At 63.3% G+C, this 18,709-nt stretch carries 21 protein-coding genes and 2 riboswitches; of the genes, 16 read left to right on the top strand and 5 right to left on the bottom strand.

Annotated features, from left to right (window positions below; all coding sequences use genetic code 11):
• Positions 1-4: 4 nt before the first annotated feature.
• Positions 5-658: a cob(I)yrinic acid a,c-diamide adenosyltransferase gene (gene cobO / locus IVA95_RS04255; RefSeq protein WP_247509362.1), complete on the bottom strand. Its 654-nt coding sequence runs from the start codon at positions 656-658 to the stop codon at positions 5-7.
• Between the two features lie 35 nt (positions 659-693).
• Positions 694-911, top strand: a riboswitch (cobalamin riboswitch).
• A 92-nt stretch (positions 912-1,003) separates the two neighbouring features.
• Here cobO and IVA95_RS04250 point away from each other — a divergent pair.
• From IVA95_RS04250 to cobJ, 7 genes are read left to right on the top strand one after another with little or no spacing between them, the layout of a single operon-like run.
• Positions 1,004-1,378 carry a DUF1636 domain-containing protein gene (locus IVA95_RS04250; protein WP_247509361.1) on the top strand — a complete coding sequence of 125 codons (375 nt, stop codon included), beginning with the start codon at positions 1,004-1,006 and terminating at the stop codon, positions 1,376-1,378.
• A complete protein-coding gene (gene cobW, locus IVA95_RS04245; RefSeq protein ID WP_247509360.1) occupies positions 1,375-2,409 on the top strand; it encodes a cobalamin biosynthesis protein CobW in 1,035 nt (344 codons plus the stop codon). The genes IVA95_RS04250 and cobW overlap by 4 nt, the downstream gene beginning before the upstream one ends.
• Positions 2,409-5,660: a cobaltochelatase subunit CobN gene (gene cobN, locus IVA95_RS04240; RefSeq protein WP_247509359.1), complete on the top strand. Its 3,252-nt coding sequence runs from the start codon at positions 2,409-2,411 to the stop codon at positions 5,658-5,660. The genes cobW and cobN overlap by 1 nt, the downstream gene beginning before the upstream one ends.
• Positions 5,657-6,820, top strand: a complete 1,164-nt coding sequence (cobG, locus tag IVA95_RS04235; RefSeq protein WP_247509358.1) for a precorrin-3B synthase — start codon at positions 5,657-5,659, stop codon at positions 6,818-6,820. The genes cobN and cobG overlap by 4 nt, the downstream gene beginning before the upstream one ends.
• Positions 6,820-7,449, top strand: coding sequence for a precorrin-8X methylmutase (locus IVA95_RS04230; RefSeq protein ID WP_247509357.1), 630 nt, complete (start codon positions 6,820-6,822; stop codon positions 7,447-7,449). Before cobG ends, IVA95_RS04230 begins: the two co-directional genes overlap by 1 nt.
• 2 nt (positions 7,450-7,451) lie before the next feature.
• Positions 7,452-8,183, top strand: coding sequence for a precorrin-2 C(20)-methyltransferase (locus tag IVA95_RS04225; protein ID WP_247509356.1), 732 nt, complete (start codon positions 7,452-7,454; stop codon positions 8,181-8,183).
• The gene (gene cobJ, locus IVA95_RS04220; protein ID WP_247509355.1) at positions 8,180-8,914 is read left to right on the top strand and encodes a precorrin-3B C(17)-methyltransferase; all 735 of its coding nucleotides are present in this window, start codon (positions 8,180-8,182) and stop codon (positions 8,912-8,914) included. Before IVA95_RS04225 ends, cobJ begins: the two co-directional genes overlap by 4 nt.
• Here the strand turns inward: cobJ and IVA95_RS04215 are convergent.
• Entirely contained in the window at positions 8,890-9,639 is a 750-nt protein-coding gene (locus IVA95_RS04215) for a cobalt-precorrin-6A reductase (RefSeq protein WP_247509354.1), read from the bottom strand. The two genes, cobJ and IVA95_RS04215, sit on opposite strands and share 25 nt — an antisense overlap.
• Between IVA95_RS04215 and cbiE the strand changes: the two genes are divergently transcribed.
• From cbiE to cobT, 8 genes are all read left to right on the top strand, one after another.
• Positions 9,638-10,819 (top strand): precorrin-6y C5,15-methyltransferase (decarboxylating) subunit CbiE, encoded by a 1,182-nt coding sequence (gene cbiE, locus IVA95_RS04210; RefSeq protein WP_247509353.1) that lies wholly within the window; start codon positions 9,638-9,640, stop codon positions 10,817-10,819. The genes IVA95_RS04215 and cbiE overlap by 2 nt on opposite strands.
• Positions 10,816-11,184, top strand: a complete 369-nt coding sequence (locus IVA95_RS04205; protein WP_247509352.1) for a cobalamin biosynthesis protein — start codon at positions 10,816-10,818, stop codon at positions 11,182-11,184. The genes cbiE and IVA95_RS04205 overlap by 4 nt, the downstream gene beginning before the upstream one ends.
• On the top strand, positions 11,181-11,963 hold the full coding sequence (gene cobM, locus IVA95_RS04200; protein ID WP_247509351.1) for a precorrin-4 C(11)-methyltransferase: 783 nt from the start codon (positions 11,181-11,183) through the stop codon (positions 11,961-11,963). The genes IVA95_RS04205 and cobM overlap by 4 nt, the downstream gene beginning before the upstream one ends.
• A complete protein-coding gene (locus tag IVA95_RS04195) occupies positions 11,963-13,276 on the top strand; it encodes a cobyrinate a,c-diamide synthase (RefSeq protein WP_247509350.1) in 1,314 nt (437 codons plus the stop codon). The genes cobM and IVA95_RS04195 overlap by 1 nt, the downstream gene beginning before the upstream one ends.
• Positions 13,273-14,004, top strand: a complete 732-nt coding sequence (cobA, locus tag IVA95_RS04190) for a uroporphyrinogen-III C-methyltransferase (protein WP_247509349.1) — start codon at positions 13,273-13,275, stop codon at positions 14,002-14,004. The genes IVA95_RS04195 and cobA overlap by 4 nt, the downstream gene beginning before the upstream one ends.
• 51 nt (positions 14,005-14,055) lie before the next feature.
• A riboswitch (cobalamin riboswitch) is annotated at positions 14,056-14,262 on the top strand.
• A 35-nt stretch (positions 14,263-14,297) separates the two neighbouring features.
• Positions 14,298-14,975, top strand: coding sequence for an energy-coupling factor ABC transporter permease (locus tag IVA95_RS04185; protein WP_247509348.1), 678 nt, complete (start codon positions 14,298-14,300; stop codon positions 14,973-14,975).
• A gap of 47 nt (positions 14,976-15,022) precedes the next feature.
• The gene (gene cobF / locus IVA95_RS04180) at positions 15,023-15,790 is read left to right on the top strand and encodes a precorrin-6A synthase (deacetylating) (protein ID WP_247509347.1); all 768 of its coding nucleotides are present in this window, start codon (positions 15,023-15,025) and stop codon (positions 15,788-15,790) included.
• 25 nt (positions 15,791-15,815) lie between these two features.
• Positions 15,816-16,871 carry a nicotinate-nucleotide--dimethylbenzimidazole phosphoribosyltransferase gene (gene cobT, locus IVA95_RS04175; RefSeq protein WP_247509346.1) on the top strand — a complete coding sequence of 352 codons (1,056 nt, stop codon included), beginning with the start codon at positions 15,816-15,818 and terminating at the stop codon, positions 16,869-16,871.
• On the opposite strand, the gene IVA95_RS04170 is transcribed toward cobT, so the two are convergent.
• Complete coding sequence (locus tag IVA95_RS04170; RefSeq protein WP_247509345.1) at positions 16,866-17,441, bottom strand: histidine phosphatase family protein; 576 nt, start codon at positions 17,439-17,441, stop codon at positions 16,866-16,868. The genes cobT and IVA95_RS04170 overlap by 6 nt on opposite strands.
• 116 nt (positions 17,442-17,557) lie before the next feature.
• On the opposite strand from IVA95_RS04170, the gene IVA95_RS04165 reads away from it, so the two are divergent.
• Complete coding sequence (locus IVA95_RS04165) at positions 17,558-17,830, top strand: hypothetical protein (RefSeq protein WP_247509344.1); 273 nt, start codon at positions 17,558-17,560, stop codon at positions 17,828-17,830.
• Here IVA95_RS04165 and IVA95_RS04160 read toward each other — a convergent pair.
• Both IVA95_RS04160 and IVA95_RS04155 read right to left on the bottom strand, forming a co-directional pair.
• Entirely contained in the window at positions 17,817-18,101 is a 285-nt protein-coding gene (locus tag IVA95_RS04160) for a hypothetical protein (RefSeq protein ID WP_247509343.1), read from the bottom strand. The genes IVA95_RS04165 and IVA95_RS04160 overlap by 14 nt on opposite strands.
• Before the next feature lie 173 nt (positions 18,102-18,274).
• A complete protein-coding gene (locus IVA95_RS04155; protein WP_247509342.1) occupies positions 18,275-18,460 on the bottom strand; it encodes a hypothetical protein in 186 nt (61 codons plus the stop codon).
• Positions 18,461-18,709: the final 249 nt, after the last annotated feature.

The following is an 18,709-nucleotide window of genomic DNA, read 5'->3' as shown; positions in this document are numbered from 1 at the left end:
TTGGTCAGAACTCAACGCCGGGCTGGGCTTTGATGCCGGATCGGAAGGGATGCTTCACCAGCGTCATCTCCGTGACGAGGTCGGCGGCGTCGATCAATTCCTGCTTGGCATTGCGTCCGGTGAAGACGACATGCGTCATTGGCGGCTTTGCATTCTTAAGGAACTCTATGACCTCTCCGATCTCCAGATAGTCGTATCGAAGCGCAATGTTGATCTCGTCGAGAATCACCATGCGCAAGCCTTCATCGGCGATCAGCTGCTTGGCCTTTTCCCATGCGGTGCGGGCGGCGGCGATGTCGCGGGCGCGGTCCTGCGTTTCCCAGGTAAAGCCTTCCCCCATCGAATGGAATTGGCACAGTTCGCCAAAATGCCCGGTGAGCAAGCGGCGCTCGCCAGTGTCCCATGCACCCTTAATGAACTGTACCACGGCGCAGGGAAAGCCATGCGCAACGCACCGCAAGATCATGCCGAAGGCCGAGGAAGATTTTCCCTTGCCCGACCCGGTGTGGACAATGATGAGTCCCTTCTCTCCGCTCTTGGTGGCCATCATCCGGTCGCGCGCCGCCTTCTTCTTGGCCATTTTTGCCGCATGGCGGGCATCCAATGCGATTTCGGAGAGCGCAGTTTCGTCATCAGCGGCATCAGATCCGGAAGTCATCTGCACGTCCTTCTTGACAAGTTGCACGCTTGGGCAAATGGTGGGGTGGCGTTGGTTCCTGTCCTACGACAGGCGAAGAGGGAATGCGATAGGACTCTAGCGTCGAAGCTTGAGTCTGAAGCGCAGCCGCCCCCGCGACCGTGACCGGAGAGATCTCCAAAAGCCACTGACCCGTTCGGGGTTGGGAAGGAGGAGATCGAGGGAAAAACCTGCTCCGCAAGCCGGGAGACCTGCCAGCGCAACGATCGACCACCGGCGGACGGGGTGTTCCGCGACGGGGAGCGAACCCGTGCGTCATTGGTTCGCTTACCTCATCGCCTCCGCCAAAATTGTTTGAGAAGGGCGATGACCGTCACGCTTCACGTCTGCATCACCTGCCGTGCCGGGCAGGCCTTAAGAGAAGGCGAAATCACACCGGGCGCGCGTCTACACAGCGCTATCCTCGAGACTGGCGTGCCGGAGGGCGTCATCGTTGTTCCGGTCGAATGCCTGTCGGCTTGCAGCCAAGGCTGCTCGATTGCGCTCTCTGGAATTCGGCGCTGGTCTTATGTCTACGGTCGCTTGTCCGATGCAAACGCGCCGGATGTGCTTGCCGGGGCTGCCGCCTACGCGGCGGCGCCAGATGGTATTGTGCCCTGGCGCAGCCGGCCGGAGATCTTCCGCAAGCAATCGCTTGCCCGTATTCCACCGATCGCTCTCCTGCCGGAGGCCGCAGAATGAATACGCTCGCCAAGGTTCCGGTGACCGTCGTCACTGGTTTTCTCGGGTCGGGCAAGACTACGCTGATCCAGAACCTGATCACCAACGCGAACGGCAAAAAGCTTGCGGTGCTCGTCAACGAATTCGGCAGCGAGGGCGTCGACGGCGAGATCCTGAAATCCTGCGCCGACGCCAGCTGCCCTGCCGAGAACATCCTTGAGCTCGCCAATGGCTGCATCTGCTGTACAGTCGCCGACGATTTCATCCCCGCCATGGAGCAGCTACTCTCGCGCCGCGTGAGGCCTGATCATATTGTGATCGAGACATCGGGCCTGGCTTTGCCGAAGCCGCTTCTCAAGGCGTTCGACTGGCCGGAGATCCGTTCACGAATCACGGTCGACGGCGTTATTGCGCTTGCGGATGCCGAGGCCGTGGCGGCCGGTCGCTTTGCGCCGGACCCTGCCGCAGTGGAAGCGCAGCGTTCGGCCGATCAAAACCTCGATCACGAGACGCCGCTGTCGGAAGTATTCGAAGATCAGATCGCGTGTGCGGATATCGTGCTGCTTACCAAGGCGGACCTTGCAGGCGAGGCAGGACTTGAAGCGGCCAAGGCGGCGATCGCCGCCGAAATGCCGCGTCGCGTGCCGATGCTGCCTGTAGTCAACGGTGCAGTCGATGCGCGTGTGATCCTTGGTCTCGAAGCGGCCGCTGAGGACGATCTCGCCGCGCGACCTTCTCATCACGACGGCGAAGAAGAGCACGAACACAACGATTTTGCTTCAGTAGTCGTCGAGCTCCCTGAAGTTGCTGACGTGGATGCGCTGGTCGAATCGATCCGGCGGCTTGCGCGTGAGCAGAACGTTTTGCGCGCTAAGGGATATATCGCGGTCGCGGGCAAGCCGATGCGATTGCTGCTGCAATCGGTCGGCGAGCGGGTGGGGCATCAGTTCGATATGCCCTGGGGAACGCGGCCAAGGCGGTCGAAGCTGGTTGTGATCGGTGAACACGATGATATCGATGAGGCGGGCATCAGGGCGGGACTCGGTATTTGATGCACGTCGTCTTTCGCGAGAGCCGAGGTCTTTCGGAGACCGCGATCCCTAGGGATCTCGACCAGGACCCGGCCGACCTTGTCGTGCTCTCGTTCTCGGACAGCGATCTCGCCGCGTTCGCCTCCGGCTGGCGTCGCAGCCGTGCCGGCCTGCCGTCGCTGAGGCTCGCGAACCTTGCGGAGCTGCGTCATCCCCTGTCGGTCGACACCTATATCGAGCGGACGCTGTCGCACGCGCGCGGCATTTTGGTGCGCCTGATCGGCGGTGAGTCCTACTGGTCATATGGGCTGGCTGCCTTACATCAACTCGCGAAGGACCGCGACATCGCGCTTGCGGTGCTCCCGGCGGACCGTCGCGACGATTCGCGCCTGGATGCGCTCTCGACAGTGCCCGTATCGACGCTCAGACGGCTGAAGGCGTTCTGCGACAAGGGCGGAACGATTGCGGCGCAGGCTGCAATCGCCCAACTCGCACTAGTCTCGGGTCTCTATGCGGGACCTGTCGTCGGCGAGGTCGAAAATCCCGAGATCGGTTTCTACGATCCGCGTCGTGGTGCAATCGAGGCGCCGCCAAACAACCCCGCTTGTGGGCCGCGTGCGCTCGTCACCTTCTATCGCTCCTATCTCACCGCGGCGGATACCGCCCCGGTCGACGCGCTGATCACGGCCCTGCGGAAGAAGGGTTTTGATGCCTATGGCGTGTTCGTCACCTCGCTAAAGGCGGCCGGTGTGGCGGATTGGCTTAAGGGGAAGTTTGAGCAATGCCCGCCTGCGGTGATCGTCAATGCAACCGCCTTCTCTGCGGTCACTGACGATGGCACGACGCCTTTCGATGCCGCATCCCGTCCGGTGTTCCAGGTCGCGTTGTCGACAGCCCGGCGCGATGAGTGGGCGCAATCGCTTCGCGGTCTCTCGCCGAGCGATCTGGCGATGCACGTGGTGTTGCCGGAGGTTGATGGCCGGCTGCTAGCGGGCGTGGTCAGCTTCAAATCGCCGAGCGCACGCGATCCTGATCTGCAATTCGCGCACCTGGCGCACATGCCCGACGACGAACGTATCGGTGCCGTTGTGGATCGGGTGGTGGCCTGGCATAGGCTCGCGAACAAGCCGGCAGGCGCGAAGCGGCTGGCGATTGTGCTCTCGAACTATCCGGGCCGTCCGCACCAGATGGCGCATGCGGTCGGGCTCGACGCGCTTGCTTCGGTCGAAACGCTATCGTCCGATCTCGGCGCTGCCGGTTTCGACGTGAAGGCGATAGAAGCGCTTGGTGCGGCTCTCCTGCGGGAGGAATTGACCTTTAGCGTTGCTGATTACGGCGCGGAGCTGGCGAGACTTCCGCACCAGCTGCAGGATGACCTCGCGCGCGCCTGGGGTGCGCCGGAGAACGATCCCGCCTGTAGTGGCGGCGAATTTCATTTCGCAGCGATCCAGCGTGGCAAGGCGATTATCGCCGTTCAGCCGGAACGCGGTGATGTCACCAATCGTGACACCGAGTATCACGATCTCTCACGAACGCCTCGCCACGTCTATGTCGCGTTCTATCTCTGGCTCAGGCAGCAAGAGGTCGACGCGGTCATCCATATGGGCGCGCATGGAACGCTGGAGTGGCTGCCCGGCAAGTCCGTTGCGCTGTCGGCTGCCTGCTGGCCGGAAGCGCTGATTGGCGACGTGCCGGTGATCTATCCCTTCATCGTCAACGATCCCGGTGAGGCAGCCCAGGCCAAGCGGCGCATCGGCGCGGTCACGATCGGCCATTTGCCGCCGCCGCTGGCGCAGGCCGGATTGCCTAAAGGGTTGCGTCGGCTCGAGCAACTGCTCGATGAGTATTCGACGGCCGATGGTCTCGATCCCGCGCGCCGCCAGCGGCTGATTGTGGCGATCCGCGATGAAGCGCGTGCCGCGGGCCTGGAAGATGATCTTGGTCTTGGCGCCTCGGCTGCCCCGGCGGAGGCCATTCTCCGGATTGATCGCTTCGTCTGCGATCTCAAGGAAAGCCAGTTCGGCGAAGGCCTGCATGTGTTCGGTCGCGGGGAGTGCGGCGAGGCGGAAAAGGGCGCGCTGCTTGACGCGCTCTCTGGTGGGCGCGTTGCTCCGGGCCCGGCAGGCTCGCCGCATCGCGGGCGGCGCGATGTGCTGCCCACGGGGCGCAATCTTTTCACCGTCGATCCCCGCGCGGTGCCTACGCCCTCGGCGCATGCGCAAGGGATCAAGCTTGCCGAGGAATTGCTGCGCCGTCACCTGCAGGATCACGGCGACTGGCCGAAGGGGCTGCTGGTTGATCTTTGGGGATCATCGACCATGCGCACCGCAGGCGAGGATTTTGCGATGGCCCTGCACCTTGCAGGCATCGCGCCGCGCTGGGATCATGGGTCAGGTCGGGTGTCGGGTTATCAGATCATCGCGCCAGCCGCTCTTGGCCGGCCGCGCATCGATGTGACGCTGCGCGTGTCGGGGCTGTTCCGCGACGTCTTCTCATCTCTTGCGCAAATGTTCGAGGCGGCGGCCGAAGCGCTTTCTGAACGCGACGAGGAAGGCGACGAAAACCCCTATCGTCACCGCGCGGCGCGCGTGTTCGGGCCGCGGCCGGGGCACTATGGTGTCGGTATGGCATCAATGCCGGATGTATTCACGCAAGCATCGCAAAATGCGGCCGGCGAAGCCTGGCTTTTGGCTTCATCGTGGGTGTTCGCGCCCGACGGCACGATGCGGCCTGATCGCACAGGTATCGAGACAAGGCTCGTCGGCACCGATGCCTTCGTCCATGCGCAAGACCTGCCGGAAACTGACCTGCTATTAGCCCCGGACTACGCCCTACATGAGGCCGGCGCTGCGGCCGCGGCGGCACGGCTGGGCATGGCCGTCCCATCACTCTATCACCTCGATGCTACGCGCCCTGATCGGCCGCATGCACGCTCGTTGACCGAAGAGATATCGCGCGTCGTGCGTTCGCGCGCCGCCAATCCGAAATGGATCGCCGGCATGATGCGCCATGGCTTTCGAGGGGCGGCCGAGATCGCGGCGACGCTTGAACACATGGCCGCTTTCGCCCATCTCGCGCAGGCCGTGCCCTCGCATCTGTTCGATCTCTATTACGACGCAACGCTTGGTAGCGACGACGTTCGCACTTTCATAGCACGCGAGAATCCGGCGGCACTCGTGGCGATCGAATCCTGCCTTGCGCGATTGCATGAAGCTGCGCTCTGGAGAACCAGGCGTAATTCGATTGCAGCCGCGCTGCGGGAGGCTTCATGAGCGCGGTTGCGATCAAGGGCTGGTGTCCCGGCGCCTTACGGCCGATGCGGTCGGGGGATGGGCTCGTGGTTCGCATCCGGCCACATCGTGGCCGGCTTGATGCGAAGCAGGCCGCAGGAATTGCGGCTCTCGCCAAGCGCTACGGCAACGGCCTGATCGATCTGACCAGCCGGGGCAACCTGCAAATCAGGGGCGTCAGCGATGAAGGCCACCGGCCTCTGATCGAGGAGCTCTCTAGGCTGCACTTGATCGACCCGGATCCGGAGACGGAGGCGCGGCGCAACATCCTCGTTACGCCGTTCTGGAGTGCGGGCGATGATACCTGTTCGATCGCTACAGAGCTTGAGCAGGGGCTTGCGATGGGACCGCCCGGCCTGCCGACCAAATTCGGCTTCGCTGTCGATTGCGGTATGGAGCGCGCGCTTGTCAGCGCCTCCGCCGATATCCGCATCGAGCGCAGCATCGCGGGAGAGCTGATCGTGCGCCCCGACGGCGCCGCGCATGGTCACCCCGTAACGCGGAGAGACGCCACGAAGGTGGCGCTCGCGCTTGCCGAGTGGTTCGTCACCTCCGGCGGCACCAGAGGCGGGCGAGGGCGGATGGCAGCGTATATCGGGGCAGGCGCAAAATTTCCAAACGCGCTTTGTGGCCACGTTGAGCCGGCTCGAATAATCGCCGAGCCGCGCCCGCGACTCCATCCGCAAGGCGCGATGGTCGGCGCCGCATTTGGGCAGGTGACACATGCGGCGCTCTCCGATCTGGCTGGACGCTCGCCAGGATTACGAATGACGCCGTGGCGCATGATCCTGGCCGAAGAGTTGCGTGAAATGCCCGGTTGTGAGGGCCTAATCACGCAAGTCGACGATCCGATCCTGCGCGCTGTCGCATGCAGTGGTGCGCCCGCCTGCCGCGAGGCTCATGCCGATACCCGCGCATTTGCGGCGGCGCTTGCGCCGCACATTGCCGCCGATTCCCGGCTCCACGTCTCCGGCTGCGCTAAGGGCTGTGCCCATTCCGGCCCGGCTTCGATCACTCTCGTCGCCACCAGAGACGGCTTCGATCTCGTCCGCGGCGGCTCGACGCGGGAGGCGCCGGTCTTAAGTGGACTGAACGCCGATCGCATGATTGCAGATCCTTCCGTTATTACGGGAGAGCGGTGATGCCGCACGTCTATGAGACCAATGGTGCAGCGATTTATCGTCAGTCCTTCGCCACCATACGTGCCGAGGCTGACCTTGAGCGTTTTTCGGCCGAGGAGGAGCCGGTGGTCGTGCGCATGATCCATGCGGCGGGCATCGTTGGTCTCGAATCCTACATCCGCTTCACGCCTAGCATGGCGCGCATCGCGCGGGCTGCGCTGCAGAACGGCGCGGCTATCCTCTGCGATACGCGCATGGTGTTGGAGGGAATCACACGCGCGCGCCTGCCGGCCGGCAACGCCATCATCTGCACACTTGACGATCCCGCAGTGCCGTCGCTAGCGGAATCGATGCGCAACACCCGCTCGGCTGCAGCGCTGGAACTGTGGCGAGTGCATCTAGATGGCGCGATCGTCGCTATCGGTAATGCACCAACCGCGTTGTTTCATCTCCTCAACATGCTGGAAGATCGCAACTGTCCAAGGCCGGCTGCTATCATTGGTTGTCCGGTCGGCTTTGTCGGCGCAGCTGAGGCCAAGGCCGCGCTGATGGTGGACCCGCCCGCACCGGCGCTGACCATCCAGGGACGTCTTGGCGGCTCGTCTATCACGGTTGCCGCCGTGAATGCGCTGGCAAGCCGGAGCGAATAGCGATGGGGCGCATCATTTGTTGCGGCCTCGGGCCAGGCAATCCGGACTTGATGAGCGTGCGTGCCGATCGCGAGGTCCGCGCGGCCAAGCACATTGCTTATTTCCGAAAAAAGGGGCGGCCTGGCCAGGCTCGACGCATTGTCGACGGGCTTCTGGCAGATGACGTCTGCGAATACCCGATGGAATATCCAGTCACCACTGAGATTGCCTTCGATAGTCCGGAATATGTACGCCTCCTGGCTGCCTTCTACGACGAATGGGCGGAGCGTCTTGCGCGGCTGACCCGCGCCATCGACGTCGTCGTGCTCTGCGAGGGCGACCCCTATTTCTATGGTTCCTTCATGCACCTCCACGCCCGTCTGCAGGGACGAGCCGAGATCGAGGTGATCGCGGGCATTCCCGGCATGGCCGGCTGCTGGAATTCGGTCGGTCAACCGATCGCGCTCGGCGACGATGTGATGACCGTGCTGATGGGCACGCTGGCGGAGGACAAGCTCGAACGGCGCGTGCGCAATTCTGATGCGCTCGTCATTATGAAAACCGGGCGCAATCTGCAAAAAGTGCGCCGCGCCCTCCAAGCCGCTGGCCGCCTTGGCGACGCATGGTTGATCGAACGCGGCACCATGCCGGGCGAACGCGTCGTGCGGCTGAAGAATGTGGACGAGACCGAGTGTCCCTATTTCGCGATCGTGCTAGTGCATGGGCATGGCCGGCGAATGAAGGCCGCCGAATGACTGGCACATTGATCATCGCGGGACTTGGGCCGGGTGACGAAGCGCTGGTCACGCCAGAAGTTTCCGACGCGCTCGCCGCCGCGACCGACCTAATGGGCTATGCGCCCTATGTCGCGCGCGTGAAGCCGCGTGAAGGGCTCACGCTGCATCCATCAGACAATCGCATGGAGTTGCAGCGCGCAAATGACGCCTTGCGGCTGGCAGCGGAAGGACGCCGCGTCATCATGGTTTCCTCGGGCGATCCGGGAATATTCGCAATGGCTTCCGCCGTGTTTGAAGCGCTCGAAGCCGCACCGCAATGGAAGGGACTTACTATTCGCGTAATGCCGGGCGTGACCGCGATGCTGGCTGCGGCTGCGCGCGCCGGCGCGCCGCTCGGCCACGATTTTTGCGCGATCAATCTCTCCGATAATTTAAAGCCGTGGTCGATGATCGAGAAACGACTGCGGCTGGCAGCCGAGGCCGACTTCGCAATCGCGATGTACAATCCGCGCTCAGTGAGTCGGCCCGAGGGCTTTGGACGCGCGCTCTCAGTTCTGAAGGAGGCGAGCTGCGGCGAACGCCTAGTGATCTTCGCGCACTCTGTCACTACGCCTGAGGAGCGAATTGAAACGCTGATGCTGCACGATGCTCGGCCGGAGATGGCCGACATGAGAACCCTTGTCATTCTCGGCAATTCCGCGACACGCCGCGTCGGTCCCTGGGTCTATGCGCCGAGGCATGCCCGATGACCAAGCCATTGAATGACCTCGGTCACGCTTCCCACTCGCAGCCTGTCGGGCAAATCGGGCCGCGTGAGCATGACAACGGGAAGACCAAACTCGCGCGCGGCGTCGATCTTGGCACGTGCGCCCGTTCCCCCGGAATTGCGGGCAACGATCCATTCGATGCGGCGCGACCGCATCATCTCCATTTCGCAAGCAAGCTTGAATGGTCCGCGCGACACGATGACATCGGTGTCCGGAAATGGCAGCGATCCATCCGGAGGATCGACAAACCTCAAAGTGTAAACGTGCTGCGGCTTGGTGCTGAAGGCTTCGATATGCTGCCGGCCGATCGAAAGAAGCACCCGCGCGGGATTCTCCGGCAACGCCGCGACAGCGGAGGTGATATCCGCGACCTCAATCCAGTTGTCGCCTGGCACTTTCGCCCAGGGCTCGCGCTCAAGCGCGATCAGCGCTGTTCTGGTCGCCATGCAAGCTGCAACCGCGTTGCGGCTCATCTCGGCCGCGAAGGGATGGGTCGCGTCCACGAGATGCGTAATTCCTTCCCGAATAATGAATTCGGCGAGGCCACTCGCGCCGCCAAACCCACCGATGCGGGTTGGCAGCGACTGAGCGCTCGGAGCTCGCGTCCGTCCGGCATACGAATAGATCGCGTCGAGCCCGGCGCGTGCGGCGGCATCAGCAAGCAGATTAGCATCGCTCGTTCCGCCCAGAATGAGGGCGCGCATCATGGATAATCCTTGGTTAACCATTATCGGCATTGGCGAAGATGGCCTTGTCGGCCTCTCGGAAGCAAGCAGAAAGGCGCTTGGCGAAGCGGAGACCGTGTTCGGCGGCGAACGGCATCTGCTGCGGGCGGGCATTACGGGCCGCGGTCGCCGCTGGCCTATACCCTTCGATGCAGATTGCGTGCTGGCGTGCCGTGGCCGTCCGACGGCGGTGCTCGCCTCGGGCGATCCGTTCTGGCACGGTGTCGGCAGCAACCTCGCGGAGCGGCTGAGCAAGAGTGAATGGATCGCGCATCCCGCTCCCTCGACATTTTCCCTTGCCGCGGCGCGGCTCGGCTGGCGGCTCGAATCTGTCGTTTGTCTCGGACTTCACGCTGCGCCGTTCGAACACCTGGTGCCGTATCTCGCACGCGGAGCCCGTATCGTTTGTCTTGTGCGCGACGGCAGGGCAGCCGGCGATCTTGCCAACTGGTTGACGGCGCGTGGCTGGGGTGCGTCACCGCTCTGGACTCTCGGCGCGCTCGGTGGGCCGCGCGAATCCGTGACGCAGTGTCGTGCCGACAGCTACGCGGCCGATGCGGGCATGGGTCCGCTGGCAGTTGCGCTCGAAGCCAATGGATCGGATGGAGTTCCGCGCAGCTCCGGCCTTTCAGACGCACTCTTCGTGCATGACGGCCAGATCACCAAGAGGCCAATGCGCGCGCTCGCGCTTTCGGCGTTGGCGCCGAGGTCTGGTGAAAGATTGTGGGACATCGGCGCGGGTTCCGGTTCGATATCTGTAGAATGGGCTCTCTGCGGTGGCGCGGCGATCGCAATTGAAGTCCGAGGCGATCGTGCAGTGAACATCCGCAGCAACGCCGCGGCCTTCGGCCTGACGCATCGGATCACGGTGATCCAGGGAGCGGCACCTCAGATCCTTTCAGGCCTTTCGACCCCGCAAGCCGTCTTCATCGGCGGTGGGTTCGACGCCGCGATGTTCGATGCCGTCTGGTCGCGCATCGAGGCAGGAACGCGGATGGTTGCGCACGCAGTCACACTCGAGACAGAAACGCTGCTTTCGGACCTACATCAACAACACGGCGGCGAGCTGATGCGGGTCGAGATCGCGCATGCCGGTCTCCTCGGCCGTTACCGTTCCTGGGAAGTGGCGCGGCCGGTGGTGCAATGGAGTGCTCTGAAGTGAAGGTCGCAGGTTTTGGATTCAGGCGGGACGTCAGGCTTGCTTCGCTGCGGGAAGCGCTCGATGCGGCGGGAGGTTCTGACGGTCTCGCTGCAGTCGCCACCCTCCGCGACAAGGCCGAAACCGCCGCGCTCAAAGCGTTGGCGTATGAATTAAATGTGCCGGTCAGGCCCGTTCCGGCCGATGTCCTGGGTGGCACCGTCACGCCCACACAGTCCGAATTCGTTAAGGCGAAGTTCGGCACCGGCTCCGTCGCTGAAGCTGCGGCGCTGGCCGTAGCCGGCCGTCGCTCGCGCCTTGTTTCGAAGCGGGCCGTTTCGCAGGATCGAATAGCGAGCGCAGCGATCGCGGAAGGGGACGGCGAATGACAGTGCACTTCATAGGTGCCGGACCGGGCGCAGCCGATCTGCTCACCTTGCGCGGACGCGATCTCATCGCCGCCTGTCCGGTCTGCCTCTATGCGGGCTCGCTCGTGCCCGAGGGAGTCCTCGCGTACTGCCCAAAGGATGCGCGCATCGTCAACACTGCACCGCTATCGCTCGACGACATCATATCGGAGCTCGTCACGGCGCATCGTGAGGGCAAGGACGTCGCACGGCTGCATTCTGGAGATCTCTCGATCTGGTCGGCGATGGGCGAGCAATCGCGCCGGCTGAGTGTGCTGCAAATTCCATATTCAATCACGCCAGGCGTGGCGGCCTTTTCCGCCGCCGCGGCAGCGCTCGAGGCCGAGCTCACGCTGCCGGGCCGCTCGCAATCCGTCGTGCTGACGCGAATGGCGGGCAGGGCGAGCGCGATGCCGGAGAGCGAAAAAATCGCAGCCTTCGCTGCCACCGGTGCGGTGCTCGCAATTCATCTCTCGATCCATCTGCTTCTCGAGGTGATTGGCGAGTTGACCCCGTACTATGGAGCGGACTGCCCGGTCGCGATCGTGTGGCGCGCGAGCTGGCCGGACCAACGCATTATTCGCGCCACGCTCGGCACGCTGGATTCTGCTGTAAGCACCGAACTCGAGCGCACGGCCGTCATTCTGGTCGGCCGCACCCTGGGTTCGGAAGATTTCGCAGAAAGCCGCCTGTATGCTGCAGACTATGACCGCCGATATCGGCCGCTAGGGCCGGCGCCGCGCTTTCCAGAAGCCTCGTGATGACAGCGAGCCTCGTCATCTCCGCGCCCGCATCCGGTGTCGGCAAAACGACGCTGACGCTGGCATTGGCACGCGCCTATCGCGATCGCGGGCTGAAGGTGCAGTGCTTCAAGAGCGGGCCCGACTATATCGATCCAACCTTTCATGCCGCCGCCGCGGGACGCACCTCGCTGAATATTGATAGCTGGGCCATGCGTCGTGAGGCGATCGAATCGGTTGTCGCATCGCGCAGCGCCGATGCGGACCTCGTTCTGGCTGAGGGTTCGATGGGTCTATTCGACGGCGTTGCCGCACCGGGCGTCTCGGGGACAGGCGCGACCGCCGATATCGCCGAGATGATGGGCTGGCCGGTCCTGCTCGTGATCGATCCTTCCGGACAGGCGCAAACCGCCGCGGCGGTCGCTGCGGGACTGCGCGATTTCCGCGCGGGCGTGCGTCTTGCCGGCGTCGTTCTCAACCGCGTCGCCAGCGCGCGGCACGAAGACCTGGTGCGCCGTGCCCTGGCAGGCGCCGGCATTCCGGTGTTCGGGGCGTTGCCCCGCCAGGCCGCGATCACCTTGCCGAAGCGTCACCTAGGCCTTGTGCAGGCGGAGGAGCAGGCTGAGGTCGATGGCCTCATTGCAGAGGCCGCGCGGGTCGTCGCCGAGCATGTCGATCTGGATGCGGTGCTGCAATCGGCATGCGCCTGGATGGCGCCATGCGACGCGCATGGCCTAAGCTTCACGCCGCCCGGCCAGCGCATCGCGCTCGCACGCGACGCTGCATTCTCGTTCGTCTATACGCATCTACTGAAGGCCTGGCGCGCAGCCGGAGCCGAGATCGTGACCTTCTCGCCGCTCGCCGATGAAGGCCCTGATGACAGTGCCGACGTCTGCTGGCTGCCCGGCGGCTATCCGGAATTGCACGCTGGCAAACTCGCGACAAATCGCCGATTTCGCCGCGCCCTAACATGCTTTGCGGAGACACGTCCGGTGCATGGCGAATGCGGGGGCTATATGGTGCTGGGCTCCGCCTTGATCGACGCCAACGACGTGCGTCACGAGATGATGGGATTACTCGGCCTGGAAACGAGTTTTGCTCAACGTCGCATGCATCTGGGCTACCGACTTGCTGAGCTTACAGTCTCAATGCCTGGACATCAGGCCGGCGCGCGTCTGCGTGGCCATGAATTCCATTACTCCACGATTGTCTCTCAGCCCGATAAACCCCTGGCTATCGTGCGTGACGCGACCGGCGCGGTCGTTGCGGAGACCGGCTCGCGGCGCGGGTACACTACTGGCACGTTCTTCCACCTCATTGCGGAGGACAGGTGAGCGGCTTTGTTTCCATTGTCTCGGCTGGTCCAGGCGATCCCGAGCTCCTGACGCTCAAGGCGGCCGCGCGTCTGCGCGCCGCCGATGTCGTGCTCTATGACGACCTTGCCTCGGGCGCGATCCTCGATCACGCCCGCCCCGGCGCCAATCTGGTGGCGGTTGGCAAACGTGCGGGCCGGCCCTCGGCCAAACAGGAACACGTCAACCGGCTGCTCATCGACTACGCCGCCGCAGGTGCCCGAGTCGTTCGCTTGAAATCGGGAGACGCCGGCATCTTCGGTCGGCTTGAAGAGGAGATCGAGGTGCTGCGCGCGGCGGGCGTCACCTACGAGATCATTCCGGGCGTTACCTCAGCCTGCGCTGCGGCGGCGCGCTTCGGCATTCCACTGACCCGCCGGCATACCTCGCGCCGCGTCCAGTTCGTGACCGGCGCTGACGTCACTGGCCAATTGCCCGCAAATCTCAATTGGGCGGCCCTGGCCGATCAGGAAGCGACAACCGTGGTCTACATGGGCAAACGGACATTTCCGGCGCTCGTGGCAAGGCTGATCGAGCACGGCATGGGCCCCGATACGCCGTCGGTGATTGCCGAGTCTCTCGGCGGCGCCGAAGAGCGGCTTGTCCGTATGACGATTGCGAAGCTCGCAGAGCAGCTCGCGGAAAGTGGCGCCGCAACGACGCCAGCGCTCATTCTTTTCGGCGCGCTGGCGGGAGAGACTCCGTGTTGATGATGCCGTCGTCCGATCTCGCGTGCCCCTTGACGCGTCCTCGTCGAAAGGCGCACACAGTACAGGCATGGTACTCGAAGCCGGAGCATAATCAGGAATGGCGAAGGGCGGACCTAGTTGCGGCGCCTGAAGACCCGGCCGTCCCCGCGCCTGTTAGCGATGAGGGCTCCGGTCCGCCACTGGCCGTCAGGCTGGGGATGGAAGGAGACCCGTTTCGAACCGCGAGCCAGGAGACCTACCCTGCAGCTTTTAACACCAACGCCGTCGGGTGGGACGGCAGAAGGGACGTAGATATGCATATCGAACCAAGTATCGTTACGGGCGCCAAGCTCGTGCTGGGCTACGCGACAGGTGCCGTCGCCGGTGGCTGCACTTTGAAGCTTGCGGCAGAGACCGTGCGCGAGCAGGGAATCGCTTCACTAGCGGTGCGCATCGTCGCAACAACGGTCCTGGTCTTCTCATTCTTCGAACTCCTGCCGCATTTCCGGGTCGGGGTCTCTGAGGTACATTTCATTCTCGGCTCGACGCTGTTCCTCTTGTTCGGTGCAGCGCCGGCCGCGTTCGGGCTGGCCCTTGGTCTTCTGCTTCAGGGGCTATTCTTCGCACCGGCCGACCTGCCGCAATACGGCATGAATGTGACCACGTTGCTGGTGCCGCTGATTGCGATCTGGGCGCTGGCCGGGCGGATTATTCCCTGCAACACCGCCTATGTAGACCTGCAGTATCGCCAAGCACTGGCGCTTTCGGCCGCCTATCAATCCGGCATCGTGACGTGGGTCGCTTTCTGGGCGCTGTATGGTGCTGGCTTTGCCGCCGAGAACCTCACTTCCATCGCATCTTTCGCCGCTTCCTACGCGGCCGTCGTGGTCATCGAGCCGCTGGCTGATCTGACCGTGCTCGCACTGGCGAAATCGCTGCGTGGCGTGACAGCGGACGGTTTCGTCACCTACCGCCTGCACAACGCCACGTAAGGTTAAGTGAAGGTGGTCGCAGGCAGCGGCCGCCCTCCGCATAACTTATGCTGACGCTCTCCCTGATAGGAATCGGTTGCGGCGATCCCGAGCAGCTAACGCTTGCCGCGGTGCGCGCGATCAACGCCGCCGACCTCGTCCTCATCCCGCGCAAGGGGGACGTGAAATCTGATCTCGCTGAATTGCGGTGGACGATTTGCGCCCAGGTGCTTTCGAACGACCGGACGCGGATCGCCGAGTTCGTCATACCCGTGCGTGACGCCCGCCAAGGAGATTACCGCAAAGGAGTGGACGAATGGCACGATGCCCTAGCGGCGACCTGGTCGCAGGAAATTGCGCAGCATCTCGGGAGTGAGGGGCGAGTTGCCCTGCTGATCTGGGGAGATCCTTCGCTATACGACTCGAGCCTGCGGATCGCGCGAAGGCTCGATCCGTCGCCAGCCATCGAAGTGGTCCCCGGTATCACGTCAATCCAGGCGCTTTGCGCGGCACATTCGCTGCCGCTGAACGACATAGGCGAGCCTTTCCTGGTGACAACGGCACGGCGGCTGCGCGAAGGTGGCTGGCCCCACGGCACGAACACGGTGGTCGTGATGCTAGATGGCGGCGCGGCGTTTCAGTCGCTCGATCCGGCAGGGCTGCACATCTGGTGGGGCGCCTATCTTGGCATGCGTGAGGAGATCACGATGTCAGGTGCGCTCGCCGAAGTGGGTCCAAGCATCGTCGCCGCGCGACAGCAAGCGCGCGGAAGGCATGGCTGGATCATGGACAGCTACATTCTCAAGCGGCTACCCGCGAACGGGCTCGCTCGCTAGCGTTAACATCTAACGGCAGGACATCATGCTACCGGAGTGGGTCTACCAGGAGTGCCCCGACGTTTCGGCCATCCATCGCGATGCAGCGCTGGCCCGCCAAGCTGAACTTACCAAACCGGACGGCGCGCTCGGCCGGCTCGAGCATCTCGCGATCGAACTCGCCGGTCTGCAACAAACGGAGCAGCCGCGGGCTCAACGCGTGCCGATCATCGTCTTCGCCGGCGATCACGGGATCGTCGCTCAGGGCGTATCGGCGTATCCGCAGGAAGTCACGATCGCGATGATGTCCAACTTCGCGTCGGGTGGCGCCGCAATTTCCGTTCTGGCACGCGAGCTAGGCTTGAGTCTCGAGATCGTCGATGCTGGCACGCTCGCGGAAGTTCCGATTGAGGGTGTCGTGATCGATAAGCCGCGGCGGAGTAGCCGCGACTTTAGCGAGGAAGCGGCACTTGAGCCCGCGGAGCTGGCCTTGGCTTTTGACTGCGGCAAGCGCGCAGTTGTGCGGGCTGCAACGACGCAACCCGATCTTCTGATCCTTGGCGACATGGGCATCGGCAATACCACGACTTCGGCAGCAATCGCCGCGGCCCTGCTTGGCGTGAGGGCCGAGCAGGTGGCCGGCAGCGGAACGGGCTTGGATACAGCCAGTCGCGCACGTAAGGCGCAGCTGATAGAGGTTGCGTTGGCTCGTCACGGGCTTACAACACCAGGTACTGCTCCCGAGCGGATCTTGTGCGCGGTCGGCGGTCTGGAAATTGCGGCGATCAGTGGCGCGATCATAGCCGGCGCACAGCGTCGCCTTCCGGTTCTGATCGACGGCTTCATCGTTTCCGTCGCGGCATTAGCAGCGGTACGTCTCAATCCTTCATGTCAGCGATTTCTTTTGTCCTCTCATCAATCGGCAGAGCAAGGCCACCGCCTGGTTCTTCAGGCCTTAGATGTTCAGCCACTATTCAATCTGGATCTTCGGCTCGGCGAGGGATCGGGCGCCGCGCTCGCATTGCCGATCCTGCGGCTTGCATGCGCCCTGCACAACGGCATGACGACCTTCGCGCAGGCCCAGGTTCCGAACCGCTCATAAGGTGACATTCTGATTTACCGACACAACCCGCCAATCGTCCCGCAGCCGATCAATTCGCGTAATGGACAGCGGATGGATAACGAAGCGCAAGGCTGCTTGCGGCGCGATGTCGAGCGCGGTGCAGAGTGCAGCGCGAATGGTGCCAGAATGAACGACGAGCGTTGCCAGACCGGGAGCTATTTTGCGAAGCCCGTGCCGAACCCTGGCAATTTGATCTTCGAAGCTTTCGCCGCCGGGTGGCCTTGAGCGAGCGGCATCCTTCCAGAACTGCGTGTAGCTTTCTCCTCCGCAAGCGGCGAGATCGTCGTGACGTCGGCCGGTCCAATCTCCGAAATTCTGCTCCATGAACTCAGGCACCGAGATCGGATCAAACCGGAGGGCACGCGCTGTATCGAGAGTTCGTTGAGACGGACTAGCATAGCTGAGGGCGTTCTGCGGCAAGCACCTACGCACGGCTTCCAAATGCGTCCGATCACCAAGATCGGCCGGAGCATCGGAAGTGTGAATCGTGCCTCCAGGGCAGTCGACAACCGCATGCCGGACCAGCCAAAGGAAGGTCTCTCCCTGCATTCAAATATCTCCAAAGATGTGACGGTGGCCGTCGCGTGTAGGGCGCAAATGGCCAGCAGCAGACCGCCTTCAGTACCACGACGGACGAACGGCGCCATCCATGTTGACCAAGATCAATGGCGCTGCAGGTTTTTCTGATTATAATGGGTGATCTGGTCATTTGGAGCCACGGAATGTCAGCAACTGAAATCGCAGCACGCCATTTCTCTGCCGCTATTGCGGATGGTACAGGCGCCGGCCACGCGACTGACAGCGTTTGTCGAGCGCTGCTCGGTCTGCTGGTCACAAAATATCTCGAGAGCCGGCCCGTTGCTGACGTTCAGTCGGAGCTGCGCTTTGTGGCCGACAATTGCGACCCCGCCACCGATTTTATGTTCATGCGGCCGTAGTGAGCTGTTTCCTATAATGCGTCGCACTCAGCCCGTCATTGCGACCGTTGGCTCGTAATAACGATGAGGTTTGGCGGGCGAGCCCACCAACAACAGGCAGGCGCGCCCACCATGTCGGCTGCCGCGCCAGTGAGACCGCGGGCGACAGCAGGATGAGCAGCGCCTGCGCGGCGAAGATCGCGGCCCGCCAGATAGAGGCAAGTCTCCGTCCCATCAGCCCGCCGTCGATGGCTCCTAACGCGGAGCCGAGCTGGCGGCCGCCATAGCTCATCAGTGATCGCGAAGATGCGGCCGAGCAGGCGGCGTCACCGATTGCCGCAGCGTCGTCGCGAGATCACCCATCGGATCCCGCCCGCGCTGAGCAGGAAGAAGCTGAGGCCCCCGCGAGGAGCGGCGTCGGCACGATGGTGGTCAGCGCCATCACGGCTGGAGAGATGAATCCCGTCACTGGCCCGAGTCGATCACGATGCCGAAGGCGAGCCGCTGCATCACCCGCGTAGCCGCGAGACCATACATCCCGAGCGTCACGCCGACGGCGGTCGCGGACATGTGGAGGTGCCGGACCGCGGAGGACACGCAGACCGCCAGCAGCAGAGTGAGAGTGGAGTATTCGTGGGGAGCGTCGCACATTGGGTCCACCCGGTGATCCTGAATAGAGACTAGGCCGGCTTGGGACAACGGGGTTTGTACGCGTTCAGTGTTTGCCGCGACCGCGGCGATGCTGGGCGCCGTGGTTAGGGTCGATCAAGCTCAGACATAGCGGGGTCGTTTCCTTTTTGTCGACTGGTATGTCTGGCATCACGTGCTCGGTTTGGTGGACCAGTTGAGCGACGCCGAGCTCAATGCCGCCGCATCCACGCCGCTTGCGTTACTCATTTG

It is taken from the genome of Bradyrhizobium sp. 157, assembly GCF_023073815.1.
In the GTDB taxonomy this organism is placed as follows: domain Bacteria; phylum Pseudomonadota; class Alphaproteobacteria; order Rhizobiales; family Xanthobacteraceae; genus Bradyrhizobium.
The sequence above is the reverse complement of the archived record's forward strand: the minus strand, read 5'-3'. Positions and strand labels throughout refer to the sequence as shown.

Coding starts and splice junctions, on each gene's coding strand:
- cobO (WP_247509362.1), bottom strand. CDS start 658: ATGACTTCCGGATCTGATGCCGCTGATGACGAAACTGCGCTCTCCGAA.
- IVA95_RS04250 (WP_247509361.1), top strand. CDS start 1,004: ATGACCGTCACGCTTCACGTCTGCATCACCTGCCGTGCCGGGCAGGCC.
- cobW (WP_247509360.1), top strand. CDS start 1,375: ATGAATACGCTCGCCAAGGTTCCGGTGACCGTCGTCACTGGTTTTCTC.
- cobN (WP_247509359.1), top strand. CDS start 2,409: ATGCACGTCGTCTTTCGCGAGAGCCGAGGTCTTTCGGAGACCGCGATC.
- cobG (WP_247509358.1), top strand. CDS start 5,657: ATGAGCGCGGTTGCGATCAAGGGCTGGTGTCCCGGCGCCTTACGGCCG.
- IVA95_RS04230 (WP_247509357.1), top strand. CDS start 6,820: ATGCCGCACGTCTATGAGACCAATGGTGCAGCGATTTATCGTCAGTCC.
- IVA95_RS04225 (WP_247509356.1), top strand. CDS start 7,452: ATGGGGCGCATCATTTGTTGCGGCCTCGGGCCAGGCAATCCGGACTTG.
- cobJ (WP_247509355.1), top strand. CDS start 8,180: ATGACTGGCACATTGATCATCGCGGGACTTGGGCCGGGTGACGAAGCG.
- cbiE (WP_247509353.1), top strand. CDS start 9,638: ATGGATAATCCTTGGTTAACCATTATCGGCATTGGCGAAGATGGCCTT.
- IVA95_RS04215 (WP_247509354.1), bottom strand. CDS start 9,639: ATGATGCGCGCCCTCATTCTGGGCGGAACGAGCGATGCTAATCTGCTT.
- cobM (WP_247509351.1), top strand. CDS start 11,181: ATGACAGTGCACTTCATAGGTGCCGGACCGGGCGCAGCCGATCTGCTC.
- IVA95_RS04195 (WP_247509350.1), top strand. CDS start 11,963: ATGACAGCGAGCCTCGTCATCTCCGCGCCCGCATCCGGTGTCGGCAAA.
- IVA95_RS04185 (WP_247509348.1), top strand. CDS start 14,298: ATGCATATCGAACCAAGTATCGTTACGGGCGCCAAGCTCGTGCTGGGC.
- cobF (WP_247509347.1), top strand. CDS start 15,023: ATGCTGACGCTCTCCCTGATAGGAATCGGTTGCGGCGATCCCGAGCAG.
- cobT (WP_247509346.1), top strand. CDS start 15,816: ATGCTACCGGAGTGGGTCTACCAGGAGTGCCCCGACGTTTCGGCCATC.
- IVA95_RS04170 (WP_247509345.1), bottom strand. CDS start 17,441: ATGCAGGGAGAGACCTTCCTTTGGCTGGTCCGGCATGCGGTTGTCGAC.
- IVA95_RS04165 (WP_247509344.1), top strand. CDS start 17,558: ATGGCGCTGCAGGTTTTTCTGATTATAATGGGTGATCTGGTCATTTGG.
- IVA95_RS04160 (WP_247509343.1), bottom strand. CDS start 18,101: ATGAGCTATGGCGGCCGCCAGCTCGGCTCCGCGTTAGGAGCCATCGAC.
- IVA95_RS04155 (WP_247509342.1), bottom strand. CDS start 18,460: ATGTGCGACGCTCCCCACGAATACTCCACTCTCACTCTGCTGCTGGCG.